The 26,490-nt window shown below is 37.0% G+C and carries 26 protein-coding genes and 1 riboswitch; of the genes, 4 read left to right on the top strand and 22 right to left on the bottom strand.

Features of this window, described 5'->3' with window-relative positions:
* Window positions 1-47: 47 nt before the first annotated feature.
* Together ACFYKX_RS12430 and ACFYKX_RS12425 are read left to right on the top strand one after the other, a co-directional pair.
* A complete protein-coding gene (locus ACFYKX_RS12430) occupies window positions 48-1,574 on the top strand; it encodes an FAD-dependent oxidoreductase (RefSeq protein WP_389361370.1) in 1,527 nt (508 codons plus the stop codon).
* A gap of 439 nt (window positions 1,575-2,013) precedes the next feature.
* A complete protein-coding gene (locus ACFYKX_RS12425; protein ID WP_389361369.1) occupies window positions 2,014-2,481 on the top strand; it encodes a hypothetical protein in 468 nt (155 codons plus the stop codon).
* Window positions 2,482-2,588: 107 nt separating this feature from the next.
* On the opposite strand, the gene phnE (ACFYKX_RS12420) is transcribed toward ACFYKX_RS12425, so the two are convergent.
* From phnE (ACFYKX_RS12420) to ACFYKX_RS12405, 4 genes are all read right to left on the bottom strand, one after another.
* Complete coding sequence (phnE, locus tag ACFYKX_RS12420) at window positions 2,589-3,395, bottom strand: phosphonate ABC transporter, permease protein PhnE (RefSeq protein WP_389361368.1); 807 nt, start codon at window positions 3,393-3,395, stop codon at window positions 2,589-2,591.
* A complete protein-coding gene (phnE, locus tag ACFYKX_RS12415; RefSeq protein ID WP_389361367.1) occupies window positions 3,392-4,186 on the bottom strand; it encodes a phosphonate ABC transporter, permease protein PhnE in 795 nt (264 codons plus the stop codon). The genes phnE (ACFYKX_RS12420) and phnE (ACFYKX_RS12415) overlap by 4 nt, the downstream gene beginning before the upstream one ends.
* Entirely contained in the window at window positions 4,183-4,953 is a 771-nt protein-coding gene (phnC, locus tag ACFYKX_RS12410; RefSeq protein ID WP_389361366.1) for a phosphonate ABC transporter ATP-binding protein, read from the bottom strand. Before phnC ends, phnE (ACFYKX_RS12415) begins: the two co-directional genes overlap by 4 nt.
* A 242-nt stretch (window positions 4,954-5,195) precedes the next feature.
* On the bottom strand, window positions 5,196-6,134 hold the full coding sequence (locus ACFYKX_RS12405) for a phosphate/phosphite/phosphonate ABC transporter substrate-binding protein (protein WP_389361365.1): 939 nt from the start codon (window positions 6,132-6,134) through the stop codon (window positions 5,196-5,198).
* A gap of 280 nt (window positions 6,135-6,414) precedes the next feature.
* On the opposite strand from ACFYKX_RS12405, the gene ACFYKX_RS12400 reads away from it, so the two are divergent.
* Window positions 6,415-8,001: a bifunctional metallophosphatase/5'-nucleotidase gene (locus ACFYKX_RS12400; RefSeq protein ID WP_389361364.1), complete on the top strand. Its 1,587-nt coding sequence runs from the start codon at window positions 6,415-6,417 to the stop codon at window positions 7,999-8,001.
* Window positions 8,002-8,058: 57 nt separating this feature from the next.
* On the opposite strand, the gene ACFYKX_RS12395 is transcribed toward ACFYKX_RS12400, so the two are convergent.
* The 14 genes from ACFYKX_RS12395 to ACFYKX_RS12330 form a co-directional block, all read right to left on the bottom strand.
* Window positions 8,059-9,012 carry a DUF4097 family beta strand repeat-containing protein gene (locus ACFYKX_RS12395; protein ID WP_389361363.1) on the bottom strand — a complete coding sequence of 318 codons (954 nt, stop codon included), beginning with the start codon at window positions 9,010-9,012 and terminating at the stop codon, window positions 8,059-8,061.
* Window positions 9,009-9,566, bottom strand: coding sequence for a DUF1700 domain-containing protein (locus ACFYKX_RS12390; protein WP_389361362.1), 558 nt, complete (start codon window positions 9,564-9,566; stop codon window positions 9,009-9,011). Before ACFYKX_RS12390 ends, ACFYKX_RS12395 begins: the two co-directional genes overlap by 4 nt.
* Window positions 9,563-9,883 carry a PadR family transcriptional regulator gene (locus tag ACFYKX_RS12385; RefSeq protein ID WP_389361361.1) on the bottom strand — a complete coding sequence of 107 codons (321 nt, stop codon included), beginning with the start codon at window positions 9,881-9,883 and terminating at the stop codon, window positions 9,563-9,565. Before ACFYKX_RS12385 ends, ACFYKX_RS12390 begins: the two co-directional genes overlap by 4 nt.
* 225 nt (window positions 9,884-10,108) lie before the next feature.
* A complete protein-coding gene (locus tag ACFYKX_RS12380) occupies window positions 10,109-10,987 on the bottom strand; it encodes an amidase (protein WP_389361360.1) in 879 nt (292 codons plus the stop codon).
* A 39-nt stretch (window positions 10,988-11,026) separates the two neighbouring features.
* Window positions 11,027-11,112: riboswitch (cyclic di-GMP riboswitch) on the bottom strand.
* Window positions 11,113-11,202: 90 nt separating this feature from the next.
* Window positions 11,203-11,334: a hypothetical protein gene (locus ACFYKX_RS12375; protein WP_389361359.1), complete on the bottom strand. Its 132-nt coding sequence runs from the start codon at window positions 11,332-11,334 to the stop codon at window positions 11,203-11,205.
* A 57-nt stretch (window positions 11,335-11,391) separates the two neighbouring features.
* On the bottom strand, window positions 11,392-12,873 hold the full coding sequence (locus ACFYKX_RS12370; protein ID WP_389361358.1) for an amidase family protein: 1,482 nt from the start codon (window positions 12,871-12,873) through the stop codon (window positions 11,392-11,394).
* 165 nt (window positions 12,874-13,038) lie between these two features.
* Window positions 13,039-14,181 (bottom strand): DEAD/DEAH box helicase, encoded by a 1,143-nt coding sequence (locus tag ACFYKX_RS12365; RefSeq protein ID WP_389361357.1) that lies wholly within the window; start codon window positions 14,179-14,181, stop codon window positions 13,039-13,041.
* A 154-nt stretch (window positions 14,182-14,335) separates the two neighbouring features.
* Window positions 14,336-15,544, bottom strand: a complete 1,209-nt coding sequence (locus ACFYKX_RS12360) for a Ger(x)C family spore germination protein (protein WP_389361356.1) — start codon at window positions 15,542-15,544, stop codon at window positions 14,336-14,338.
* The gene (locus ACFYKX_RS12355) at window positions 15,541-17,133 is read right to left on the bottom strand and encodes a spore germination protein (protein ID WP_389361355.1); all 1,593 of its coding nucleotides are present in this window, start codon (window positions 17,131-17,133) and stop codon (window positions 15,541-15,543) included. The genes ACFYKX_RS12360 and ACFYKX_RS12355 overlap by 4 nt, the downstream gene beginning before the upstream one ends.
* Window positions 17,130-18,245: a GerAB/ArcD/ProY family transporter gene (locus ACFYKX_RS12350; RefSeq protein ID WP_389361354.1), complete on the bottom strand. Its 1,116-nt coding sequence runs from the start codon at window positions 18,243-18,245 to the stop codon at window positions 17,130-17,132. Before ACFYKX_RS12350 ends, ACFYKX_RS12355 begins: the two co-directional genes overlap by 4 nt.
* Window positions 18,235-18,471: a hypothetical protein gene (locus tag ACFYKX_RS12345; RefSeq protein WP_389361353.1), complete on the bottom strand. Its 237-nt coding sequence runs from the start codon at window positions 18,469-18,471 to the stop codon at window positions 18,235-18,237. Before ACFYKX_RS12345 ends, ACFYKX_RS12350 begins: the two co-directional genes overlap by 11 nt.
* Before the next feature lie 39 nt (window positions 18,472-18,510).
* The gene (ilvA, locus tag ACFYKX_RS12340; RefSeq protein WP_389361352.1) at window positions 18,511-19,716 is read right to left on the bottom strand and encodes a threonine ammonia-lyase; all 1,206 of its coding nucleotides are present in this window, start codon (window positions 19,714-19,716) and stop codon (window positions 18,511-18,513) included.
* 193 nt (window positions 19,717-19,909) lie between these two features.
* Window positions 19,910-21,220, bottom strand: a complete 1,311-nt coding sequence (locus ACFYKX_RS12335) for a protoglobin domain-containing protein (RefSeq protein WP_389361351.1) — start codon at window positions 21,218-21,220, stop codon at window positions 19,910-19,912.
* A gap of 151 nt (window positions 21,221-21,371) precedes the next feature.
* Window positions 21,372-22,646 (bottom strand): MFS transporter, encoded by a 1,275-nt coding sequence (locus ACFYKX_RS12330; protein WP_389361350.1) that lies wholly within the window; start codon window positions 22,644-22,646, stop codon window positions 21,372-21,374.
* Between the two features lie 118 nt (window positions 22,647-22,764).
* Between ACFYKX_RS12330 and ACFYKX_RS12325 the strand changes: the two genes are divergently transcribed.
* On the top strand, window positions 22,765-23,583 hold the full coding sequence (locus tag ACFYKX_RS12325) for an AraC family transcriptional regulator (protein ID WP_389361349.1): 819 nt from the start codon (window positions 22,765-22,767) through the stop codon (window positions 23,581-23,583).
* A gap of 92 nt (window positions 23,584-23,675) precedes the next feature.
* Here the strand turns inward: ACFYKX_RS12325 and ACFYKX_RS12320 are convergent, their stop codons facing one another.
* The 4 genes from ACFYKX_RS12320 to ACFYKX_RS12305 form a co-directional block, all read right to left on the bottom strand.
* A complete protein-coding gene (locus ACFYKX_RS12320) occupies window positions 23,676-23,837 on the bottom strand; it encodes a DUF1540 domain-containing protein (protein ID WP_389361348.1) in 162 nt (53 codons plus the stop codon).
* 163 nt (window positions 23,838-24,000) lie between these two features.
* On the bottom strand, window positions 24,001-24,444 hold the full coding sequence (locus ACFYKX_RS12315; RefSeq protein ID WP_389361347.1) for a threonine/serine exporter family protein: 444 nt from the start codon (window positions 24,442-24,444) through the stop codon (window positions 24,001-24,003).
* 283 nt (window positions 24,445-24,727) lie between these two features.
* On the bottom strand, window positions 24,728-25,489 hold the full coding sequence (locus tag ACFYKX_RS12310; RefSeq protein ID WP_389361346.1) for a threonine/serine exporter family protein: 762 nt from the start codon (window positions 25,487-25,489) through the stop codon (window positions 24,728-24,730).
* Window positions 25,490-25,663: 174 nt separating this feature from the next.
* Entirely contained in the window at window positions 25,664-26,413 is a 750-nt protein-coding gene (locus tag ACFYKX_RS12305; protein ID WP_389361345.1) for an alpha/beta hydrolase, read from the bottom strand.
* Window positions 26,414-26,490 lie beyond the last annotated feature (77 nt).

The raw sequence follows: 26,490 nt of genomic DNA, 5'->3' as shown, positions 1-26,490 counted from the left end.
CTTGGAAAAATTATCAACTGAGAAGTTCCATACTAGGAGGAGTTAGAATGTCTACTTATCAAATGCCACAGTTCCCAGAGCCCTTCTGGAGAGATATGGATTTACCCATTTTCAACAAAATGATAGAGGATAAAGAGTTCGATGTAGCAATTGTTGGCGGAGGAATCACCGGTATTACTACTGGTTATTTACTTGTAAAAGAAGGTGTAAAGGTCGCCATTATTGAGGCAGGACGAATCCTTAATGGGACAACTGGTCATACAACTGCTAAAGTAACGGCTCAACATGGATTAATTTATGATGAGTTTATCAGTCATCTAGGAGAAGAAAAAGCAAAGTTATACTATGAAGGTGCAACAGATGCACTAAACTTCATTCGAAATACGGTAAAAGAACATGGGATTGATTGTGATTTTGAGGAACAGGATGCGTATGTGTATTCCATATCTGAAAAAGATGCAAACAAGGTAGAGAAGGAAGCACGAGCGTATCAAAAGCTTGGCATTGATGGAGGTCTTGTCGATAGCATTCCTTTCAATATCGATACTAGGTCCACGATCGTTATGCGTAATCAAGCACAGTATCATCCGTTGAAGTACTTAAATCACTTAGTGAGAATGTTCCTTGAAGCGGGTGGGGAAATTTATGAGAATACAACCGCAGTCGATATTGAGGATGGACCTCGTCCGAAAGTGATGTTAAGAAACGGAAAAGAGATTTCCTGTAAACATTTAATCGCCGCTTCACACTTCCCATTCTGCGATAAAAAAGGACTATATTTTGCAAGAATGTATGTTGAAAGATCCTACATACTAGGGATTACAACAGATAAGGAATATCCAGGTGGAATGTACATAAGTTCAGACAGTCCAACAAGATCACTTAGATCAACTCCCTTAGAAAATGGCGAACGATTAATTTTAGTATCAGGGGAAGGTCATAAAACCGGTCAAGGAATCGATACGATGAAACATTATACGGCCCTTGAACAATATGCTCAGGATATCTTCGGGATCAAAGAATATAAGTATCGCTGGTCTGCTCAGGATATGTATACGCTTGATAAGGTTCCTTATATCGGTCCGATTACTGAAAATCAACGTAATGTTTCGATTGCTACAGGCTATCATAAATGGGGCATGACAAATGGAACAGCTGCTGCCCTATTACTAGCAGATGATGTCCTTGAGAGGGATAATAAATATCGAGAGTTGTATCACCCGTCACGTTTCCACGCTGACCCGGATGTTAAGAAGTTTCTCAGTATCAATGCAGATGTAGCAAAGCATTTTGTTAAAGGGAAGCTTGAATTTATACCGAAAGAGCCGAGTGATCTTCAAAATGATGAGGGTGCTGTTGTGATGGTACACGGTCAGCGATGTGGCGCCTACAAAGATCAAGACGGTCAGCTTCACGTGGTTGATTCTACCTGTACTCACCTTGGCTGTGAGGTTGAGTGGAATCACGGAGATCGGACATGGGATTGTCCTTGCCATGGGTCAAGATTCTCCTATAAAGGAGAGGTAGTCGACGGACCGGCTGTTAATCCTCTTAAAAAAGTAGATCTTGATTAAGAGATTTGTGGTTTACTTGTGAAAAAGCTGCTCGGATACAAAGTTGTGCACAAGTTTTAGATTCTTTGAAATTTTTATAATCTAAAAAACTGTGCATAAGTCAACAAATGAATGATTTAAAGAAGATTTTGTGTATAACAACAGGAATATGTGTATAAACCAATTAAACTCTCTATCGATTTAGTTCGAGGGGAGTTTTTTCTTTGGGGATAACTAATATTGGACTGATAAGTTTATACTAACTTCTCGTATGATCACCTTTAGCACGTCATCTATCCACAAACACCGCCTCCCTCATACACTTGGTCTTCAGGCTGTTTGTTTGGTCAGGAACTCTTTTAGATTTGTGACCATTTTTCACTATCATGGTATCTTTGTCCATACTCTCTCTATTTAAATGAATATGATGTAAGTATAAATAGCAAAGGAGGTGAGAAGATTGGGAAATAATTTACCTTGTTGTCCAGATCTACAACCACCAGCTAGTTTTTTTGATGTTACATGTATCGAAGGTAGAGAGGGATTCGATGAAGAATATCGTGTTGCACTGATCAGTGTAGAAAACCCAACTGATGATACAACTGAAGTAACTTACCAGGTTTGTAGATGTGCAGGCGATATTAGCCATGTAACTTTTGAAGTTTGTGGAGCAGGCCCAACACCGATTGCGATGGGAGAATCTCCTAACGTCCTACCACCTAATACTGAACCTGATAACTTACCGTATACTTCAGCAAAGTTTGAGTGGACGTTTGGTGACGATGATTGTGCAGAATTAGTTTTAACATACGACACAGCATTTCAATTCGAAGAAGGTGTAACTTTTAGAGAAATTGAAGTTTCTATCTTCCAAGCCGGAGAACTATTTACAAGTACAATCCTAGGTCCATGTTTCGGTGAAGCATAATGGACTAAGACAGGTATATCTTCTATATTGAAATGGGACAATCCTATCGATAAGTAGAAAAAAGGACATTACAAAAAATGTAATGTCCTTTTCTAGTTTTATCAATATTATACAATTCTCTTACGAATCGCACCCGAGATAATATCAATAATGGTTACCATTACGATAATTCCAAGGAGGATAACCCCAACTCGGTCCCAGTCCCTTGAACTAAGTGCAAATATTAACGGTGTACCAATACCACCCGCTCCAATAATCCCAAGGATTGAAGCAGAACGTATGTTAATTTCAAAACGGTACAATGTATACGATAAGAAACCTGGCAATACTTGTGGGATAACTGCAAACCATAGTACTTGCAGACGACTAGCTCCTGTTGCTGTAAGAGCTTCTGTTGGACCAAGATCCATGTTCTCAATTTCTTCTGAGAACAATTTACCTAGCATCCCAATTGAACCTAATCCTAATGCTAATACCCCTGCAAAAGAACCAGGACCTACTGCTTTAATGAACAAAATAGCCATTACAATATCAGGGAATGTACGTATAAAGCCAAGCATGAATTTACCTGAACTTGGAATGGCTCTCCCTTTGCTCATATTATTAGCTGCCCAAAAGGCAAATGGAATACATAGGATTGCAGAAATAAATGTACCTAGTATGGCAATTGCTAATGTATCTAACAAACCTCTTAATAAGTCTTCTCCTTCAGGCATGTACACATAACCCCAGTCAGGATTAAACATTCCAGAGAAGATCGCTTTAGATATTTGAGCTGCAGTTTCCTTGATTTCTGGTACGTCTGTACCCGCAAAAGCCCATATATAGATAAGTGCTAATGTGATATAAATACTCCAAAGGCGAACACGATTTTTCTTCGGCTTAACGATATTTTTTCTAGTTGTTTGGCTCATAATAACTTCTCCCGTAATTTAGTACTGATGTAGTCTATTAATAACACCACAACTAAGGTAAATAGGATAATTGTGCTTGTTTTATCATACTCAAGGAATCCAAGTGTACGGTCGTAATAAAGTCCGATACCACCGGCTCCAACTAGACCTAATACAGCAGCCCCACGGACATTTACTTCAAATGTATAAAGTACATAAGAAGCGTAATGAGCCAATACTTGTGGAATTACACCAAAAACAATCCATTGAATTTTATTCGCACCTACTGAGGTCATAGCTTCTAATGGGCCTGGATCAATCGCTTCTATCGCCTCGTAAGTTAACTTAGCTACTAGCCCAATAGAAAAGATCGTTAAAGCTAAGATACCTGGTAACGGTCCTAGTCCAAAAATCGAAACGAAAATAGCTGCTAAAAGAAGGTCAGGTACCGTACGTACTAGATTTAATATAAAACGCGCTGGCTGGTAGATCCATGAATTTTGAAAGATATTGCTAGCTGCAAAAATAGCAACTGGTATCGCAATAATGGCCCCAAAAGTCGTACCAATTACAGCCATTCGAATGGTCTCAAGCATCGCTGCAGTAATATTGTCAAAATACGCCCAGTTAGGTGGGAACATCTGATATAGGAGATCCAGCATATTCGGTAAACCGATAATTAGTTCCCCCATTGTGGCATCCGTTTGAATGGCACTTCCCCAAAGCAGTAATAAAATCAAAGTACCAGTAAGGTAATGCTTTACCTTACTAGGAGGTTGAGGTATAGCCTTTTTTTCAGGTTGACTCATCATAGATCCTCTCCTAAAAGTTCATCAGCCTGAATAGGACGTCCGTAGATTTCAGAGAACTTCTCATCGGTTGCTTCTTCTACAGGTCCATCAAAAACAACCTCTCCAGCACGTAAACCAATAATTCTAGTAGCATATTCTCTAGCTAGATCAATGAAATGCAGGTTCACTATCGTTGTAATCCCTAAATCTTGATTAATTCTTTGTAAGTCGTCCATTACTTGCTTAGTAGTAAGGGGGTCTAACGAAGCCACTGGCTCGTCTGCTAAAATAATTTTAGCTTCTTGTGCTAATGCACGCGCAATCGATACACGCTGCTGTTGTCCACCTGATAATTCATCCGCACGTGAGTAAGCTTTTTCGATGATGTTTACGCGATCTAATGCATCTAAAGCAAGCTCTATATCTTCTTTAGGGAATAAGCCTAATACTGTTCTAAGTGTTGAATGGTATCCCACTCTTCCTGAAAGAACATTCCTTAGCACCGATGAACGTTTAACTAGATTAAAGCTCTGGAAAATCATACCGATATCACGGCGAATTCTTCTTAACTCTGCTCCATTAGCTTTAGTGATTGATTTTCCATCGATCACGATTTCCCCTTCACTAATTTCATGAAGTCTATTTACAGAGCGTAGAAGTGTGGACTTTCCTGCACCAGATAGACCAACAATAACTACAAACTCACCTTTTTCAATTGTTAAATTAATGTTATTTAAACCTTTAACACCGTTTGGGTATGTCTTTGAGACATTCTTAAATTCAATCACTTAAATACCAACTTTCCGTATTTTTTCATGGTAGGGTTTCTTACTATTTTCTCAAAAAACGATGGTATTCTATTCATTCGGCTTAATAGCTTGGCCAAAATGTTAGTTATAGATATGATACTCAGCTATATCTTTTAAATATTTTCAGAAAACTGTGTGAAGTCGCCTATACGTAAAAAAAGCCAAGCCAGTTGAACTGCTTTAACTGGCTGGCATTTTGTAAAGTCTAACTATATTTAAGACTATTCAGTTCTTACTTTTTCACCATACTCACGAACGATATCAAATACTTTATCTTCTGATGGAGTATAACCTTCATGAGAGTAGATTTCTTTAACAATTGCACGTCCTTCTTCATCTTGACCGATTGCTACGAATGCATCTTGAATTTTCTTAACCCAATCAGCATCCATGTCAGAACGAACAGAAATTGTGTCATTTGGAATACCTTCTGTGAAGTGAATTACTTTAGTATCTTCAAAAACAGTTGGGTAATCACCTTTAACGATGTTACGAGCATCTTGGAATACAACCCCAGCATCCACGTCACCATTTAATACAGAGATAACAGCTTGGTCATGACCTTTAACAGTAACACCTTCAACATCTTCAATTGGATCAATACCAGCATCCATTAAAGAAGCTGCAGGCCAAACATATCCAGCAGATGAAGTTACATCTTGGAATGCAATCTTTTTACCTTTTAAGTCTTCAATGCTGTTAATTCCAGAGTCAGCTTTAACAACAAACATTGATTTGTAGAAGTCTACTAATTCTTCAGTTGGAGCACCAGTCTCATCATCTACACCATAACGTTGTGCTTGAAGAATTACATTAGCAGCACCTTTGTCATGAGCTAAAACATATGCAGTTGGAGGTAAGAAACCAACGTCTACTTTTTTAGAAGCCATTGCTTCGATAATTGTATTGTAGTTAGTTGAAACGCTTACTTCTACAGGAATTCCAAGTTCAGCACTTAGTAAATCCTCTAACGGCTTTGCTTTTGCTTCTAAAGTATCAGCATTTTGAGAAGGAACGAATTGAACAGTTAATGTTTCAGGAACATAACCTTCTTTTCCACCTTCTGCATTAGAACCTTCTTCATTGTTTGCTCCGCATGCAGCCAAAACACCTGTAGCTAGAGCCAAAGACATACCGATTGTTGCTAACTTTTTAAACATCAGTAAACCTCCAAAATTTGTTTTATAGGTATTATTTGTTATTACGAAATGAATTATATCACAAACTTTTCAGTTTAAAGTAAATTTTTTGTAAAAAAATTAATAAAATTGTCACATTTTGTTTTAAGGGTATTGTAAGCTGTATAATATCTATAAAAATGCTCTTTTATAGTGCATTTGTCTTAAAAAGCATTACAAATCTTGTAAATTTCTCTATGAAATAAAGCGATATTATATTAAAAGGAATAAAGAGTCTTTTTTAACTGGAGGAAGTGTCTGAATGGTTGATAACAAAGAAATGTGTGAATTAGTCATTCTTGAAACGAGTGATGTTCACGGGAATGTTCTACCTATTAATTATGGAAATAATTTAGAAATGCATAAAGGTCTGGCTAAACTGGCTCATCTAATTAATCTTGAAAAAGAGAAGCATCCTTATTCATTATTAATTGATAATGGAGATGTTATTCAAGGAACTCCGCTTACTTATCATTATGCAAAGTTTCTTAGTGATCAAAGAAACCCTATCATATCGATCTTAAATGAGCTCAACTTTGACGCTGCAGTGATAGGAAACCACGAGTTTAACTATGGGCTAGAACTATTAGAAAGATCAGTAAAGGAATCTTTATTCCCTTGGCTATCTGCTAACATCCTAAATGAAAAAACGAAAGAACCGTTATTTGGTAAACCTTATCTAATCAGGGAGTTTGATAATGGACTTCGAGTTGCTATATTAGGTCTAACTACACACTATATTCCTAACTGGGAAAACCCGAATCATATAAAAGGGATCGTCTTTGAAGACGCATTAGAATCAGCTAAGCGATGGGTAAACCATTTACGAGAAAATGAGAACTATGATTTATTAGTTATTTCCTATCACGGAGGATTCGAAAGAGATATTAAGACTGGAGAGCCGACTGAAACATTAACCGGAGAAAATCAAGGCTATCAAATGTGCATGGATGTAGAAGGAATCGACATTTTATTAACTGGACATCAGCACCGGACACTTGCGGATGAAATAAATGGTGTCACAATTTTACAACCAAGTTTTAACGGGCATATGCTAGGCAAAGTTAAGGTCCAATTTGAGCAAAAAGATGGCAAGTGGATGGTGAACAAGAAATCACCACAATTAATAGATGTTTCTGATACAACATTAGTAGATGAAAAGGTTGTAGGAATTATTGAGGATTATGAAGTGAAAACTCAAGAATGGTTAGACCAGCCAATGGGCGCTATTATTGGTGATATGACGATTACGGATGTTATGGAAATCCGCTTAAAAGATCACCCAATGATTGAGTTTATTAATAAAGTTCAAATGGATGCAGGAGACGTAGAGATTTCAAATACCGCTCTATTCCATAATGAATCGCCTGGATTCCCAAATGATGTTACGATGAGAGACATCGTCTCCAATTATATCTACCCTAACACGTTAAAGGTGATTAGAATCACTGGACAAGATATGAAGGATGCGCTTGAAAAATGTGCCACGTATTTTAAGTTAGATGAAAACAATGAGATATCAGTTAATCCAGAGTTTATCGAACCAAAACCTCAGCATTACAATTATGATATGTGGGAAGGAATCCAGTACGAATTAGACATACGTAAACCTTCTGGACAAAGAGTTGTAAAGCTTGAGCGTAATGGCGTACCGATAGAATTAAATGGAGAATACGACGTTGTCATGAACAACTATCGCGCAGGTGGTGGAGGGGATTACCACATGTATAAAGATAAACCTGTTATTAAAGATATCCAAATCGATATGACAGAATTAATTGCTGACTATATTTTAAAAAGAAAAACAATTGAAGCTACATGTAACGATAACTGGAAGGTTATATTTTAAATAAAAGGATCCTCTCATCTTCCAGAGGATCCTTTTCGTTATTAATAGTAGTGTTTCTTAACGGAGGTTAAAATCCCCTGAGTTTGTGTTAACCGTTAACTCATACTCTCCAGAACCAATCTCTCCAACAATTTTATTTTCTGATTTCTCTTCATACTTTACATTTTTAAAATCAATTTCACCTTTTCCAGAGCTCCCATTAAATCTAATAGCTAATGAATCTGGTTCGTTATTAAACTCAACATCTACATCTCCACTTGATGCCCTAGCATCAATATGACCTGTAACTTCATCATTATCAATCATAATACTACCTGAAGATGCCTCTATTTCTAGTTCACCAATAGCATTCGTTAAGTTGATATCACCAGATGATGTGTTAAAAATAGATTTTTTCGCGGTTTGATTATCAACAATTAAGTCGCCACTATTTGCCTTTAATTCGAACTTTTCAGCACGGTTGTTATTTGAATGGATTTCACCGCTCGAAGCCATCATCGTAAAATCATTGTCTGACACTATATCATCTGCAAAAATACTACCTGAATTCGTCTCTAACATAATCTCTTTTGCTTTATGATCAGCTATTTCAATATCTCCAGAAGATGCACTTATTCTAATAGACTCATATAATTTTTCAGGTAATCTTATTTCTAAGTTGGTATCTACAATAAGTACCCCTATATTAAACTTAATTTGGTCTTCTCCTGCTATTGAAATCTTAAGAGAATCCCCTTTCTCCTTTACATCCAGTTTAATTTCATCTTCATATTTCCTACTTATTTTCCCATTAAGATTAATCGTAATATCACTGTCATTTGTTGAAATCACCTTTAAGTCAGTTGCAGATATATCAACCTCAATATGATCAATATTCTTTCCATTTACTACTTCTGTATCTTCTAAGCTGTATGTGTCAAATGAAAAGCCACCGGAAGCACTTACTGATACAATGGTTCCTGCAATCCCAATGATTAATAGTGTTAATAATCCGTATACTAATTTTTTCATGCCGCTTTTTCTCCTTTAATGATTCTAATATTAAATCTTATATACTTAAGAACTAGGTTGTAGAAAAACTTTCCTACATAAATCATTCCGATACTCATTAACATCCCTAAACTAAACAACGTTATGGAAGCAAAGATATTTACTGCGAAACTTTCATAACTAAATCCCCACATTGAAGACGTAATCAGTACCACTGGTGAAATCGTTAATACTAGTGCCACAGCACATAAAGCCACATATGCACCAAATAGCCCTGCAATCGGTCCGACTATAAAAACTAAATTAAAGAAACTAACACTGATTGTTGCAAGAATGGCACGAAATATATTGGGTACGGATTGCTCCTTTTCCGCTTTTACAATTCTATATTCCGCTAGCAAATCTCTTGCAATTACATGTGGATCTCCGAGCTCAGCCATAAGTTCGTTTTCATTTTTTCCATTCGCAAGCCCAATTTGAAAATGTTCTTCATAGTCATACATCATTTCTCTTCTATCATGTTCCGGTACTTTCTGTAATAAAGTCTCCAGCTTAATTAAAAATTCATTTCTCATTTCCCCATACCCTCCTCAATAAATTCATTTACTGCATTTGAAAACTGCATCCATTCTTTGATTAACTCATTCATATACAAGCTACCTTTATCTGAAAGCGAATAATATTTCCTCGGTGGCCCTTCGGTTGACTCAGCCAAATACGTAGTTAAGTAATCTTCCTTTGTCAGCCGTCGTAGTAATGGATAAAGGGTCCCTTCTGCGACTGTAATTTTATTCGATATATTTTGAGCTAGCTCATAACCATATTGATCCTTTTTAGATATTAAAATGAGTACACATAATTCCAGCACACCCTTTTTAAATTGAACATTCAAGTAATCACCTTCCTACTGTCTTAAACTCACTACTGATTAAAGTACAGTAGTTGAACAACATTTGTTAGTAATTATTACCACATTTAGTATAATATAACACACTACTGAATAATGCAAGGTACTGATTAATATTTTTTTATAAAAATTTACATTTATGGGTAAACTCTACCTAAATTCCTTACAAAAGAAAAAGATTCCACCAAAACATTGGTGAAATCTCATTTATTAATACTCCATCCTCATCCAGCTTTGTAGATGGTGAATAGCATAAGTCACGTTACCATTATAGTTTGCCTGAACTTGTTTCAATTGTTTGAACATGTATGCTTCTCCCTCTTCATGAAAAGAAACATAGTCCGCTTCCTCTGATTTACCTGTTTCGACACCAATTATAATCGGTTTTCCTATTTTTTGAGCTAATTGTACTTCAAACTTTATTAACTCAATGATCCCATTTGGGCCTTCTACTCGATCCCGATATGCCATTAAAGTGGCTGAATCGGCTTTTCGAATAACCCAACTAGCAAGATCCCCTTTTCCATACTTATTTTGAAATTTAATCTCGTCAAACCAAAATGGAATATCTATCCCTATAGGTAACCCTAAACGATTGGATTGTTTTTTCGCTTCTATAAGTAGAGTTTGGTATTGCATAACCGCATTCGCTTGATTCCTGTTCCATTGTTCATGTAAATATGGTTCAACATCTATATGCACACCCGAAAATTTTTCATTTGGGACCGCCTGTTGCTGATAGGTTCTTAACCAGCCAAACATGTTATCCATCTTGCCTTTTGATTTTCCCCAATCAGGAGCACCGTCCAAAGCATGTATTTCAATATTATGGCTCCTTGCTTGGCGAATGAAATGTTCATATGTTTCAAATGGTATATCTTGATTAATTTGTAAAAACACTGTGTTAACATGCTTTGTTATTAAAAACTTTAAGACTTCATCCTTATTTGTGTGAATTGCTTCGGTATCCCAGAGCCAAGTGGAAACGGGGACAAATTCATTCGCATGCACTGTTTTCGGATTTTGAGGGTATTCCATTGTAAGAAACCCCAATGCAACCATCACCCACATCATTACTAGTCTTTTCATATTTACTTCCTCCCTTGAGTGCCGACACCCTAAAAGGAGTCTGGCAGCCTGGCAACCATACGAATTTTACGCTTAGGCCCATAGCTTTGCGTCCTTGCTTTTCAACAAGTTTGCCCTTATCAGTTTATAACGTTACTATAACGTTTAATTTTGAATTTGAATACCATTCGGTTGAAAACGTAACAAAACCTCCCTAATTTGGGAGGTTTCTATCATTATTCGTTTATTGGACGATTCGGTTTTAGTTCTTCTTTAGGAGTAAACTCAACTAGCTCTGAGCTAGTTTTGCCTCTTTTTTTATTATTATTTCGCTGAGCATTGCCATTTCCTAACTTTTGTCTACCCAACTACCACCATCTCCTTTTAAAATCATTCAATGGTAGTATGACTTTATTGTGTTGTCCTTATTCTAGATTAAGGTTGGGTGCTTTTCTTACTTTCGTCCCCTGCTCATAACTATAACCTAGCTTTATAAGAGTAGGTTCTGTGTAAGCTGTACTTGTGAAAGTAATTCCAACTGGCTCTCCCTCTTGTGTATACCCTGCTGGAACTGTGATGGAAGGATAACCAGCTTTTGCAGGAATACCCGCGCCAAAATTATTCGGGAAAACAATAGCATCTAATTGATGCTCTTTTAGTACAGAATCGATTCCTTGCTCAGTTGATAAGTGGATATCCTTTTCTAGTGCAGATATATATTGTTCCTCAGTTAATGTTCCTGAAGTTTTTTCCGCTTCTTCAAGGATCTTTTGTCCATATTTTAACGTTTTTTCACTGTGTTCATTATTAAACTCAATCACATCAGCTAGTGAACGAACTCTTGAGTCGACAGGAAGACCTTGTAAATAGGCGTTTAAATCCGATTTAAATTCATACGTTAAAACATCATAGCTCCACTTTGCCTTTGTTGATGGGATCACAATGTTTTCGACTACTTCTGCCCCTAGTTCTTTAAGCTTTTCAACAGCTTCATTCATTACTTTAAGCTTATCCTTGGATAGATAGTCGAAATATACCTCTCTACATATTCCGATACGGGCACCTTTTAGCCCATCTTCTTGTAGGTACTCAGTAAAATCAGCTCCTACAAGTGTGGTATTAGTACGTGTGATAGGATCCTTATCGTCGAGCTCTGTCAGTGCATTTAAAAGGTATGCAGCGTCTTTAACTGTTCTTGTCATCGGTCCTGCAGTATCTTGACTATGTGCAATCGGAATGATTCCTCTTCGACTGATTAATCCTACAGTAGGTTTGATCCCAACAAGAGAATTTTGGCTTGCAGGGCTTAGAATGGAACCTGATGTTTCTGTTCCAACTGCTACTGCCGCAAAGTTAGCTGCGATGGATGCCCCGGATCCTGCACTAGAACCACCAACATCAAATTTACCTGGACCATAGGGATTTAAAACCTGGCCACCTCTTGAACTATAGCCACTTGGCATTCCTTCCGTCATGAAGTTTGCCCATTCCGTCATATTCGTTTTCCCCAGGATTATAGCACCTGCTTCTCTTAAAGAAGCTGCTACTTGTGAATCTTCTGTAGCATAAGAGTTTTCTAAAGCTAATGATCCTGCACTTGTATGCATTTTATCACTTGTGTCGATATTGTCTTTTATTAGTACTGGAATTCCATGTAGCGGACCGCGTGGACCTTTTTGTTTACGTTCTGAATCTAAAGCTGCAGCTATATGTAAAGCTTCAGGGTTTACCTCTAATACTGAATTTACCGCAACTCCCTGCTTGTCATACGTACTAATTCGATATAGGTACATGAGGACTAACTCTTTTGAAGTTAATTCTCCATTATTCAATTTTTCCTGCATATCATCAATAGTAGCTTCTACAAGCCACTCATCATGTAATTGTTTCAAACGAGGATTTTCCATTTATTTTAGTCCTTTCGGGTATATTTTTCGGGTGTCTAAATAATACGGTATAGTTCTATTTATAAAATATTCTATCTATTTCGTCAACTTAATTGGATTATGAAAAATCCTCCAAAAAAAAAGACTACGCTCACCACTAACATGAACATAGCCTCATCAACTAATTTATTTTTCTGCCTTCACACCATCCGCAACTTGACCTTTATAAAATACTTTCTTCTCAACCTCTACATTTAATTCTTTACAGAACTTCTTTAATTCCCGTTCCTCTCGTTCTGTGACAATAGCCATAACCGTGCCTTCTGCTCCAAACCTTCCTGTTCTTCCAGAACGGTGGACATACTGCTCTATATCTTTCGGGAAATCAAAATGGACGACATGGGTAATCCCTTTAACATCTAAGCCTCTCGCAGCAACATCTGTAGCAAGTAGCATATTTGTTTTTCCTGTTCGGAAGTCCTTAAGGGCATTCTTACGTTTGTCTTTATTTAAGTCACTATGAAGAATCGCCGTTTTTATATCCTTGAAAGTAAGTTTTTCTGAAATAACGGTTAAGTTTCCAATATCCCTGACAAACACTAATACTTTAGCATCTTCTAGCCTTGCTATTTTTTCAAGTAACTTTATTTTATCTCTTGGTTCTGCACTAAAATAGATGTGATCAACGTTTCCTGATTGGATCGTTTCATCCTTTTTAATCCTTATGATCTCTGCGTCTCTAGTTAAATCTTTAGCAAGCTTTTCTGTATGTTCCGGAAGAGTTGCTGAAAAAAGAACTACCTGACGATCCGCCAATGACGACTTAACAATATGGTCTACTGTTGACAGGTGCTCACTCGTTAAAAGTTGGTCCCCCTCATCGAGAACAATTGTTTTCACTTCATGCATTTTGATTTTCTTTTGTTTAATTAACTCTAATGTTCTCCCTGGTGTTCCGAGGATGACGTGTGGGTTCTTTTTTAATTTTTCCAACTGTCTTTTCACGTTTGCACCACCAATAAAGGATGCAGCTCGAATGCCACTACCCTCACTCCAAGTTTGGACCTCCTGAAGAATTTGCATGACTAATTCTTGTGAAGAAGCCAAAATCACCACTTGGATAGACTTTTTTTCCGGATCAATTCCATTTAGGACCGGTAATAAATAAGCTAAAGTCTTCCCTGTTCCAGTCGGTGATTCAGCAATAACATCCTTTCCCTCTACTATAGCCGGAATAGCAGAAGCTTGTACCGTTGTTAATTGTTGAAAGCCTGCTTTTTCCCACGCAGCATTTACAAATGGCTTCATATTCATTAAAATATCGCTCATTATTTTCTCCTTTAATATGTAGACTCCTCTAAACCTTTCCTACGGCCTAGTTCTACTTCGTTCTTGAATGTCACAAATTGTTGTAATTACTATATTACCTTATTAAAAGGATTCATGGTTTATCAAGCTTTTGTTTGAAATAATTTTTCCACATCTATTCAACCGCTGGTTCGCTTACTAAGAAACTCTTACTTTTAATTCCACTTCTAATGAGGTGGTACTTTACATCAACTTCAAAATTTGCCCGTGAAAACTCTTCGTTCCACTTACCCTCTACCTCTTTATATTTTTTATAGTGCTGTCTATTCATGACCTCTCCAAATCCAAAGATGTCTAAACCAAAATCCTTTTGCACTTTATTTAATGTACCTTCAATTTCATTCTTCACATGGGCGTTAATTAATTTCTCCATTTCTTTAAAAGAGTCTAACTTAGTTAAATCATTCGCACAATGACTTCCTGCTAAAGATGTCTCACCATCAATTTTAACACTCAATATCGGTTGATTATTTTGATAGCGAGCATGTAGCTTTGTTGATGAAGTGTTAACACGAACATTGAAATATTTAGGCTCATCCTTTGTTGACTCTTTACAAGGGACGCTTAAACTGGTTTGATCTAAATCCTGTGTCCACACAAAGTTTCTTGTATCTTTTAACGATAAGTACCCTTTTAATCGATCTCCCTCGAACAAAGCTATCCCTTCCATTGTAACCAATGCATCTACACTGAGAGATTTATTGTTCTCTACTTTTTCTCCTTTTTCTGCATCCCCTTTTACACTAATGGCACTTGCTACAGGTGACCTTCCCTTAGAAGTCATAGAGGAAATGAAATCTGTTAATCGAACCCTAGGGTCTCCTCCCCATTCATCTCCAAATGATTCAATTTGTTTGTGTATTTTAAGAGATGGAACCTTTTGGAGTGGGTAGGTAATCCTTGTAAAGTCCGCTGCTTTCATCCCTTTGGTAATCAATATATTGAAATCGTTTCGAAACTCTCCACTTCTTTCTAAAAAGTCTAGAAATCCGACAACTCCCTCTTTAGCTATTTCCTCACTAATAAACAGCACCCTTGTATGTGAGAATATTAGTTTTCTTGTCATACCGACGTTCATTTTATCCGTTAACTCAGATATGGTATCCCCTTCTAAAGAAAAGGTTGTAACTGGTGCATCATCTCCACCCTTTTGCTTTGAAAATTGTGTAGGATTGACCGCTTCAACTGTTAACATATACTTCTGGTCTTCCCCCCGATCAACCGCTAAACCCGTCACGATGGAAACATCGTTCATCTCTATTCGGTCCCAACATCCCGTTAAACACAATGTGATAATCATTAGTAAAGGATAGATTCTATTCATGTCGTATTATCACCACTTTTACTAGTCGGTGGAGAAGGAGTATAATTTCCGCTTTTTTTAACAGGTGCTTTTGAATATAAATAAGATGGGCGACTTTTATTTGCCCATATAGGGAGTCTAACAAATACATCATCGTGATCACTAGGAAAAAATGGAGCTACCGGAGCCAGATAAGGAACTCCGAATGACCTTAGACTTACCAAATGAATAACCATTAAAATGAGGAAAGTTAGAACCCCGTATAACCCAAGAATGGAAGACATTAATATCAGAATAAAACGCAGTAACCTAGTTGTGATGGAGAAGTTATAAATTGGCGAAACAAAACTAGCAATCGCCGTGAACGCCACGACAATAACAAGAACATTCGAGACGAGTCCAGCTTCAACTGCTGCTTGACCAATAACTAAAGCTCCGACAATGGAGACCGTTTGTCCTACAGCACGAGGCATTCTAATCCCCGCCTCTCTTAATACCTCAAAGGTTAGCTCCATTAAAATAATCTCGATTACGGCTGGAAAGGGCACCCCTTCTCTTTGCGCTTGAATACTGATTAATAGCTGAGTAGGCAATAGCTCATGGTGGAAAGTGGATACTGCTACATATAAAGAAGGCAGCAATAAAGCAACCATAAATGACACATAACGAATCATTCTAATGAAGCTAGCCATTAGGAACGGTTGATAATAATCCTCTGTTGCCTGAAAGAAATCAATTAACAAGCTAGGTACCGATAAAACAAACGGGCTCCCGTCCACTATGATAGCAACTTTTCCTTCTAATAAATGTGCGGATATGCTATCTGGTCTTTCTGTATTGAATAGAAGTGGAAAGGGCGTAATACTTTTATCAGTAATAAATTCTTCTATATTTCCTGAATCTAATATAGCACTTGCATCAATTTTTTTGACACGAATTCTTACTTCATCTAATATATCTTGGTTTGTTATGTTATCTATAAAACCGATTGCAACCGTTGTTTTTGAATCTCGTCCAACTTGAAGCTTCTCAAATTTTATATGTGGATTTTTAATTCTTCTTCTAATCAGACTAATGTTTGTATTTAAATCTTCTACAAATCCATCCTTTGGACCCCTAATGATTGTCTGAGTACTAGGCTCCGTAATGGATCGATTCTCAGTCCTTCCAATTTCCAATGACAATGCTTGTTGAATTCCATCAATAAGGATAACAGCATGCCCATTCAATACATGCCAAATCACTTTATGAAAATTTTCGTCATACTCATAAGCCACTGTCGGAAAATAGGTGTTTCTAATCGACTCAATATTCAGTAATACCTTGTCTTCGATTGAACCTTGAGCAGCGTTTAATACTTTATTGGTTAATTCATTTTTATCTAGCATCGTTTCCAAATAACAAACACAAGCAAAGTGATTCCCTATTTTAATATCATCCATTTTAAAATCAAAGGACTGTTGAAATAGCTGTTGAAGTTGCTTTTTATTCTCACTAAGACTGATAAAGTATGCCTTTGGAAGTTCCTCTTTACTAAACAATTCTTCCTCCGTAGTAATAGAGGAATTTTTATTCTTTTTTCTTTTAAAAAAGGAATTAAGCAGCTTCATTGGCTTTTCTCCTTTTGTTGTTTTTTTACTTTCCAATAAAGGATGGGGAAAACTAGCATAGGGATTATGATCTGAAATGGAACATGAAAATACATAGGCACTACCTCTAACCCTTCCTGAATATGTTCAGCAAAATTATGGCTCACCTCAATGGAAAAGAAAGCAATTAAAGTTCCAATAGGGACAATCATTGCTCTATATGACCGATTAAAGATTAATTCTAACCCCTTCAAACCACCGTAAAAAAATACCCCGACCTTGACAATGATTCCATACATCACAATAAACACAATAATTAAATCTACTCTCTCAATAAATTCCAAAAGAGAGATTTCTCTTGCAGCAGAAAGCAGTGGAAAATTGGATCTCTCCTTCATTTCCGGACCAAGAGTGGCAATTTGAACAATGGAGTTATATATAAGGACTAGCCCGCTTACTAAAACAGCAAGGATTCCGACTGGGAGCACCTTTTTCCTTTTTGTAATAGCAGGAAAAAGAATTGTAAACGCAATAAGCTCTCCAAAAGGAAAGGTCAAGATGCTAGGAAAAACGGCTTTAAATACTGGTCCCAATCCTTCAGGAAGTACCGGTAGTAAATTAGTGAATTCCATTTCTCCTGAAAATAAAATAAAGATCCCAATAATAATAATGAATGAAAATAAATAAGGAATGAAAATTTCGCTCGCTCTTCCTAGAACTTCTAGTCCAAGATACAGCATGTATGAGACAACGAGAATCATTGAAATGGCTATGACCTCAATCGGAGTTTCTTCAAAAATGGAAGACGCAATAAGTTCGCAGAAGTCTCTCAATACCCTCGCTGCAATATAGAAGAAATAGATGACATACATGAGAGAGATTAGCTTTCCTAACCATTTACCAAAACAAAAGCAAAATACTTCGAACAGATTTTTTCCAGGAACCATTGATAGTAAGATGATATAAAAAGCTACTAATCCAATTCCAAGGACAGTTGCAACTGCGATAGCAATCCAAGCATCCTGCTTTGCTTCTCCCCCTATTCCAACTACCGCTGCACTACCGAGTTCAAAAATAAAGATGACAATAAATAGCTGCCACAGTGATAAATTTTCAACTAATTTATTGTTCATTTCGAGATAATTTCTTTCTGTTTTTTTTTAACCGATAGTCCACTCCGGCACTATATAAAAGTCCTAAAAACACGGTCACATATATCATCCACTCATTTGTTCCCGGTACTATCCTAAACATCGTTGAAATGACTAAAAGAAAGTCTTCCTTGTATAGATACATATCTATTAAAGCAATGACAGATTGCAAAAATATAAAAACAACTAAAAAAGCTAGAGTAACCACTTTTATCATCCTAATTAAAGATTTTCTAATCTTCCTTGTTTACTTATCCCTTAGCTTGTAACCTTTTCTTAATAACTCGTTTTCAATCTTCTCGATATGTGCCGAATCCTTTGTTTCTATTGACATGATTAGTCTTGCATGACCAGGAAACACATCTACCCCCATGTGTTGTAAGTTTAAATCTAAAATATTCCCTTCTAGTTCACTTACGATTTGTAGCAAGCGTTCAAGTTCTCCTGGCTTATCTTTTATCACAGTTTCAATTTGGATATAGCGTCCCGCTTCAACCATTCCATACTGAATGATTCTCGATATAAAATTGACATCCACATTGCCACCGCTTAAAACAGCAACTACTTTCTTGTTTTGTAGGGGTAGCTTCTCATATAGTAATGCAGCTAACGAACTTGCACCGGACCCTTCAACTAAAAGCTTATTTCGTTCTAATAGCATAAGCATGGACCGAGCAATTTCCATTTCGTCAACACAGAAAACATCATCAACGTATTTCTGAATGAGTTCAAAAGTAAGATTTCCTGGTCTTTTAACTGCAATTCCATCCGCCATGGTTGGCATGGCTTCCACCGTCATGGGTTTCTTGGCGTCAAGAGAGGATTTCATACTCGAGCAGGCCAAAGCCTCAACTCCGTATACTTTTACAGCAGGATTCATTTCCTTAATGGCCATTCCAACACCAGCAATTAAGCCCCCTCCACCAACTGGACAAATAACAGCCTCAACATCGGAGAGTTGTTCAAGGACCTCCAGCCCCACGGTTCCTTGACCTGCAATCACCGCTTCATCATCAAAAGCATGAATAAAGGCTGCTCCCGTTTCATCTTTAAGTCTCTTTGAAAACTCTAGAGCTTCGTCAAACACCTTTCCATATAACTCTACTTTTGCACCATATCGCTTTGTAGCTTGAATTTTGCTTAATGGTGCACCCTTCGGCATGACAATGGTGCAAGGAATATCTAAAATTCGGCTAGAGTAGGCAACCCCTTGCGCATGGTTCCCTGCTGAGGCAGCTATAACTCCTTTATCTAGCTCACTTTTTGGAATTGATATTAATTTATTGTAGGAACCTCTTACTTTGAACGAACCTGTCTTTTGTAGATTTTCAAGCTTTAAGTAGACCTCATTTTTCGCGATATCACTGAAAGTTTTTGACGAGTCTAGCGGAGTAGTATGAACTACCCCTTTCATGTTCTCTCGTGCCTGTATAATATCTGTTAAAGAAATCAAGGATGAGGCCTCCTTTTATAAATTCCAAATTGAATTGAAGCTTTTTCTTATTTTTAGCTGAATTTCCAACTTTATGCTTGTATTAGGAAATCTGTGGTAGATTAAAACTTGTCCACTTACAAAAATAAAAAGTGCTCTACTTTTAGTAGAACACCCGTTTTTACGTATTATTGCTTTTTTTTAATCTCCTTACTTACCTAATAACCTCAGCTTCTGCTTTTTCAAGAAGTTCATTTGCTAGAATCGACAGGTTTACCGCTGTTTGATTTATTTCGCGAATGGATGACACGATAGCATCTAAGTCGGTCGTATTTCTATCAAACAACTGTAGGTACTGCTCCATTTCCATTTTTACAGTCACTAACCCGCTTTTCACATCGTGAATCTTCACTTGAGATTGCTCTGTAGAGTGGTTCATTGAATTCAGTAACTCAATCAAACTAGAAATCTGGTTATCACTTTGGTTAATCATATCTTTAATCTGGTTACTCATATCTTTTGTGTTCTCTGCTAATTTTCTAACTTCACTGGCAACAACCGCAAACCCTTTTCCACCCTCCCCAGCTCTTGCTGCTTCTATAGAAGCATTTAACGCTAACAGATTGGTTTGATCCGCGATATCCTCTATTCCACTAGTCATTTTAATAATTTTCTCTGAAATGGATTTCAACTTTCCGATGCCATCCTTGGTTTGATTAACTTCTTCAAGAACACCGTTAAATGCATGAACCATATCATCCATTTGGTTTTGATTCATGTTTGTTAAATTTAATAGATTATTACTGCTCTTTTTGGTTGTTTCTATTTCACTACGAATTTGGTCTGCTCTTGTACTTGTTACATTGATGGACGCTTCCGTTTGCTGAACAGACGCCGCTACCTCTTGGCTAATACTATTTAACTCTCTTTGAAGAGCTTCATTCGCTTCATTCAGTTCATTTAACTTTTTGATTCTAGCCTGTAGATAATTATCAACAATTAACTGAGAATCTAAGTTGAGTACATGTGTTACAGCAACTAATACCGTCGATAGCTTGTGAGGGTCCTTTTGTAAAATCTCAACCACTTTAGGAATGAGTAAACTATTAATACTAGAATAGGTAGCTAAAAACCATTCAATTGGTAGCCCTGCACCCATGTGCGTCCCACCGATCTGGTTCCTCATTTTAAAATAATCGTCATTGAGCTCCCCACTTAGTAAGCTTTGAAAATAACGGACAAAAACGTTATACAGCCGTTCCCGACCTGAATGGTTCGTTGCAATATATTTCAACTCCGAGAAAGTATATAAATGATCCAGAACCTTATTTAGAATTTCATCTAGCAATGGCAAGACCACTGGCTTTACCTCTTGCAGTGCTAATAAATGCTCATTTGAAAAACCCATATATTGAAGGCGAGTGGCCACCTCCTCATTCGCTATTCGGATGCGACTTTCTTCAGAAGGAAATTTCATATCAGCTTGAAACTGTATCAGTTCTTTTTTCTTAAAAGGAAACAGCATGTTGTTCCACCTCATAGTTTTTATGTTTTGTATAACTTTTGTATTAATTATGTACAATATTTACTATTTTTGCAACTTTTTACTCTCATTTTTTTTAAAAAAATAAGCCAAAAAGCCTATAGTTAGTTCAAGGCTTCTTGGCGTGTTCATTTTAGATTGCTTTCGTTTCTAATGAATTGGATTTTTGATACTTCTTATCGACCATCATAAATGGAATATGCACAATAGCTTTCAACACCATTCCAATTCCCAGCACGATAATTGATATGGTTAACGAATAATGGTCAAGTAAGTAGCCAAATAGTTGAAAGCCTAGGATCTGTCCCAATGCAAAAAAGATGGACATTACTGAAAAAAATCTTCCAAGTTTGTTTTGTTCTACATTTTGTTGATAAAAGGCTACAAAGAATGCGCCATAAAACCCTCTTACCCAAAACATTCCGAACGTGACGATTGAAAAATAAAATAGATGCCTTAATGAATGATCCTGTAGCCAGTTCAAGAAACTACTATTCCCTAAGAGGAAAAGGGGTAGAACTGTTACAATCATCCCAAAAATCCCATACAGAATTCCAGTTGCAACCGTAATTTTATTTTTCATATAAGCAACCCCTAAAACACTTGTAACAATTCCTACTGTTGCAAAGCTTTCTATCATTCCAATGTCTAGATTCGAACCATTAAAGACCTCTTTGATGATAAACGGAAAGCCCATTTGAAATATGGCCGTTAGAAATAGATGAGTTAAAAACCCATTAATCACTAATGAGGTTAAACGGCTATCGCGGAATACGAGAAAACCTTCTTTTAAATCCTTAAGGACAGGCTGTTTGGAACTCATCTCCACGTTCTGCTCAATTTTCAGAGTTTTAATAAATAGTGCTGATATGACAAAAAGTAAACCTGCAAGAATGATAACAACCTCAACGCCAAATGCGGTGTAGAGGAACGCACCGATAATGGGTGCAGCTATTTTAGTTCCCTCTAACACGGTATTTTTTATGGAGTTCCCTTCTACAAAATCATCTTTTTTCAAAATGGCGGGTAAAATGGTGACAAACGCCGGTGTAAAAAAGACATTGCATGTACCTAAAAAAAGAAGCAAAGCAAATATGATGAGTTGATTTAACTCAGCCACTAATGAATACCCAAATGTCGCTAGCAATAATATTGCTCGAAGTAAATCGATGGTGATTAATAGTCGTTTTCGATTCACCTTATCAACTAGGACCCCCGCCATTACACCAAACACTAGTGTAGGTGCTGTGTTGATGATAAAAGCAGATGCAAACATGGCCGCAGACTTCGTAATATCTAATAAGTAAAGTGATATCGCTATTTGCAAAGCATAATAACCAAATAAAGCCACACTTTCCCCTAATAGAAACCTTCTAAAATTTAGATTTTTCATGATTTGAAGTGCCAATGATATTCCCCCTCGCATATTCATTATAAAAATGAAAAGGGGCGCTTTCTCTGCACTATATAACAATTGTTTTTGGTATAATTTGCTTAAAGAACATCTCCGTTTGTGAGGGAAGTATATGAAAATTTTATCTGCTAACCTGCCTCATTCTTCTGTAACGATCTATCAGCTCAATGAAAAAAGCTCAGATGAGTTCCACGATCACGGGTCTTTTTATCAAATAAGTATTCCGATATTAGGTGATCCTTATATGGAGTTCCATGGGGAAACTAAAAAGTTAGGGCATCGTGCTGTCACGATGATTGGGGAAGAACATCGGAATTTTACAAATCATGCACCCATTCGATTAATGCTTATTAGTTTAGACCAGCAGCTATTAAAGGGGGTATTAGCCGACCAAACAGGCATAGAACTTCCAAACATGATTGAATTCAATAAATGGGGCAACAATTCATCGGAGCAGTTAAAGCGATTAGGAAAAAAAGCCATAAAGCTAATAACAGATGGAAGTATGTCCGATGGGGATATTCATGAAATTGAATGGGAAATGGCTGCTTTACTTCTGAATATACAACCTGGCTCTCATTCTAAACTTTTGGAAAGAAGCCCAAAAGTACTTGGGAACCCAGCCTTACAAAACATTCTGTCATTTATTGAAAAACATCACCCGGATAAGCTATCTAATAAAGATATTTCGACTACATTTCAAATTAGTCAAATGCAGCTCTACCGAATGTTCCAAGATCATTTAGGAGTGACACCAAACCAATATGTAAAAGATATTAGGCTCCAAACGGCAAGAGACCTTTTAATAAAAAGTAAAAAGGACATAACCACCATTTCTTATGATGCTGGATTTGGTAGTTTGAGTTCTTTTGAAAGGGTATTTAAGAAGAAATTCGGCGTGACTCCTACTGAGTTTAGGAAGAAACTTTAAAATTTTTTACCTAAAATATGAATAATAATGATAATTATTATCAATACTTTTAATAAGAGAAGACAACCTCCCAAGGGTTGCCTTCTTAATCATTAAAGATCTGCAGGTTCAAAAGTTTTACAATCCGTTTCACCGCTGTTAGAAGCGTTTTTGTCCCTGTGGTTTACTACATAGATTTGAGTAGCTCCACATTTGTTTTCATTGCTAATGTTATGAACACAGCTTGATACTTCACATAAGATGTCTTGTGCCATCGTTTAACACCTCCCTTACCTTTATGTTTAACAACTTTTAAGAAATTAAACTTGTTTTAGTGGAAAAGCTTATGTATAAAAAAATCAGCCCTTTTTGAGAGCTGACTTTTTTTGATTACATGGAATAAATCATTGCGGATTAACAAAACTAAATTGAACACATTTACAGTTTTGCCGACAGTTTCGCTTTTCTAATGACTTGGTTAATGACCTCTGAGAAGACAAGACCCATTGCAATCGAACCTGATATCATAAACGCCTTAGCTGCTAGGTTAATGGCAGTATTATAATCGTTCTCAACAAAATTTCTCATTGCATCATACGCTAGGCCACCTGGCACCAGTGGGATGATCCCCGCAACAATAAAAATGATAACCGGCGTTTTATACATTCGTGAAAATACCTGACTGGTTACGGCAACAAATATAGAAGCACATAAAGTAGCCACTACACTATCAATCCCAAACTCAGTCATGACGATATATATGATCCAACCAAACATCCCAACAAGCCCGCACTTAAATAAGGATGCTCTAGGCGCATTAAAAATGATTCCGAATGCTGCAGCTGCAAAAAAACTTGTTATGAGTTGTTCAAAAATCATCATCTTTATGCCCTCCTATTCATACAAACGAAAGTACGATGTTTAAACATAGGGATCTGCACTGATACATCGATACAATTATATAAATGAAAGTACGATTACAATCCCTGGTAGTACAAAGGGATTTGTACCAATACACCGAAACAATCACAAAAATGAAAGGTACGATGGCAATCCCTGATAGTACAAAGGGATTTATACTGATACATCGATACAATTATAAAAATGAAAGTACGATTACAATCCCTGGTAATACAAAGGGATTTGTACCAATACACCGAAACAATCACAAAAATGAAAGCACAATGGCAATCCCTGATCCAATTGCAAAAGCCGTTAACAGAGCTTCTGCCCCTTTGGAAATTCCGGAAACCAAATGTCCTGCCATTAAATCCCTAACAGCATTCGTCAGTAGGAGCCCCGGTACTAAAGGCATTACAGAACCAATAATGATTTTATCCAGCTCATGCCCAACCCCTATTTTTACAAACAAAAAAGAGAGAATCCCGATGATTAAAGAGGCCACAAACTCCGAAAAAAACTTAATGGGAACTAAACGATGAAAGTAGATTAGACTCCATAAACCTGCACCTCCGGCAATAAAAGCGGACAGAAAATCGGCCCATTCACCTTGGAACATAATCAGGAAACATCCACTAGAGATGGCAGCAGCCAAAATTTGTGTCGTCATTTTAAAAGTTAACTTTGACTCTTCAACTTCCTTTAACTCATGATAAGCCTTTTCTAATGTCATTTCCCCACTACTTATATTTCTAGAAATACTATTAACGAGCGTAACTTTATGTAAATCCGTTGTACGTTCCGTAATTCGAATTAGTTTGGTTTTGGTTGGCTCTTCACTTTCGACTGAAAAAATAATGCCTGTTGGTGTTACAAAGCTATGGGATTCTTTTACCCCGAAGGAATGGGCAATTCGTGACATCGTATCCTCTACCCGATAAGTCTCAGCTCCACTTTGAAGCATAATTTTACCCGCGAGCAAACAAACTTCCATTATGTCATATGTATGGGTTACTTCTTTCTCCATTACAACCTCTCCAATTTTAAAAAGTGACCATAGAAAGTCGCATGAGATACTAACATTAAGGGCAATTATATCTTTTCATAGCTGTGATATCAATTCAAAAGAAGTGATTTTAGTGGATTTTGGTGGAGTATGTTAAGGAAAGAACCCACAAAGGAGGGCTCTCCCCTTAAAAACTCATTTTGACAGGATTTCCTTAATAAACTGTAGTGTTTTTTCTATAATGATAGGCTGATCATGATCTAGCGTGGCAACATGATAGCTTTCATTTAAAGTGATTAATTGTTTTTGATCAGAAGCAATGTTTTCATAGATGAGATTTGAGTTACTTGGAGGCACTACATGGTCCTCTTCGGAAACAAAAATAAGGGTTGGACAAGTTACTTTATGAAGGTTCCCCTTAACTTTTTCCATTAATTGTACTAGTTCTCCTACCGATTTTACCGGTGTCTTTTCATAGGCTAGCTCTTTTATTTCAGGGTTTTTAATGTCTGAACCAATTGCATCTAGAAATCTCACCCCATCTAGGTTTTGAACGGCTGCTAAATCCGGAAGCTCCACTGCAGCATTTATAGGAATAATCCCTTTGATGCTCTCGTACTTTTCTGCCATGTATAACGTTAGCGTTCCACCCATGGATAGCCCTGTAACAAAAATAATGTCACAACGTTCTTTTAGCCATTGGTATCCCTCTTCTACAGAGACAATCCAATCCTCGTGAGTAGTCTGCTCCATATCTTCATAGTGAGTTCCATGACCTTTAAGGCGTGGTCCGCAAACGGTATATCCAGCTTTTGCATAAGCTTCCCCTAGAGGCCTCATACTTTGGGTAGAACCAGTAAATCCATGCGATACTAGAATTCCTATTTTGTTCCCTTCGAAGTAAAATGGCTCTGCACCTTCTAAAATTGCGTATTGGTTAGACATCTATATCCCTCCAACTATGAATTTCTGTTTCTATTAAAGTATTCTTTTTCAGGGTGGAAATTCCTTTTTTTAGGACA

The sequence above is a fragment of the Cytobacillus spartinae genome (genome assembly GCF_042865285.1).
Taxonomy (GTDB): Bacteria; Bacillota; Bacilli; order Bacillales; family Cytobacillaceae; genus Robertmurraya_A; species Robertmurraya_A spartinae.
This window is presented reverse-complemented; position numbering and strand designations above follow the sequence as displayed.

Excerpts from the sequence above, each read along its gene's own strand:
- ACFYKX_RS12430 (WP_389361370.1), top strand. The coding sequence starts at position 48 with ATGTCTACTTATCAAATGCCACAGTTCCCAGAGCCCTTCTGGAGAGAT.
- ACFYKX_RS12405 (WP_389361365.1), bottom strand. The coding sequence starts at position 6,134 with ATGTTTAAAAAGTTAGCAACAATCGGTATGTCTTTGGCTCTAGCTACA.
- ACFYKX_RS12395 (WP_389361363.1), bottom strand. The coding sequence starts at position 9,012 with ATGAAAAAATTAGTATACGGATTATTAACACTATTAATCATTGGGATT.
- ACFYKX_RS12315 (WP_389361347.1), bottom strand. The coding sequence starts at position 24,444 with ATGATGATTTTTGAACAACTCATAACAAGTTTTTTTGCAGCTGCAGCA.
- ACFYKX_RS12400 (WP_389361364.1), top strand. The coding sequence starts at position 6,415 with ATGGTTGATAACAAAGAAATGTGTGAATTAGTCATTCTTGAAACGAGT.
- ACFYKX_RS12365 (WP_389361357.1), bottom strand. The coding sequence starts at position 14,181 with ATGAGCGATATTTTAATGAATATGAAGCCATTTGTAAATGCTGCGTGG.
- ACFYKX_RS12320 (WP_389361348.1), bottom strand. The coding sequence starts at position 23,837 with ATGGCACAAGACATCTTATGTGAAGTATCAAGCTGTGTTCATAACATT.
- ACFYKX_RS12310 (WP_389361346.1), bottom strand. The coding sequence starts at position 25,489 with ATGGAGAAAGAAGTAACCCATACATATGACATAATGGAAGTTTGTTTG.
- phnE (WP_389361368.1), bottom strand. The coding sequence starts at position 3,395 with ATGAGCCAAACAACTAGAAAAAATATCGTTAAGCCGAAGAAAAATCGT.
- ACFYKX_RS12350 (WP_389361354.1), bottom strand. The coding sequence starts at position 18,245 with ATGAACAATAAATTAGTTGAAAATTTATCACTGTGGCAGCTATTTATT.
- ACFYKX_RS12360 (WP_389361356.1), bottom strand. The coding sequence starts at position 15,544 with ATGAATAGAATCTATCCTTTACTAATGATTATCACATTGTGTTTAACG.
- phnE (WP_389361367.1), bottom strand. The coding sequence starts at position 4,186 with ATGATGAGTCAACCTGAAAAAAAGGCTATACCTCAACCTCCTAGTAAG.
- ACFYKX_RS12335 (WP_389361351.1), bottom strand. The coding sequence starts at position 21,220 with ATGCTGTTTCCTTTTAAGAAAAAAGAACTGATACAGTTTCAAGCTGAT.
- ACFYKX_RS12380 (WP_389361360.1), bottom strand. The coding sequence starts at position 10,987 with ATGAAAAGACTAGTAATGATGTGGGTGATGGTTGCATTGGGGTTTCTT.
- ACFYKX_RS12305 (WP_389361345.1), bottom strand. The coding sequence starts at position 26,413 with ATGTCTAACCAATACGCAATTTTAGAAGGTGCAGAGCCATTTTACTTC.
- ACFYKX_RS12325 (WP_389361349.1), top strand. The coding sequence starts at position 22,765 with ATGAAAATTTTATCTGCTAACCTGCCTCATTCTTCTGTAACGATCTAT.
- ACFYKX_RS12390 (WP_389361362.1), bottom strand. The coding sequence starts at position 9,566 with ATGAGAAATGAATTTTTAATTAAGCTGGAGACTTTATTACAGAAAGTA.
- ACFYKX_RS12370 (WP_389361358.1), bottom strand. The coding sequence starts at position 12,873 with ATGGAAAATCCTCGTTTGAAACAATTACATGATGAGTGGCTTGTAGAA.
- ACFYKX_RS12355 (WP_389361355.1), bottom strand. The coding sequence starts at position 17,133 with ATGAAGCTGCTTAATTCCTTTTTTAAAAGAAAAAAGAATAAAAATTCC.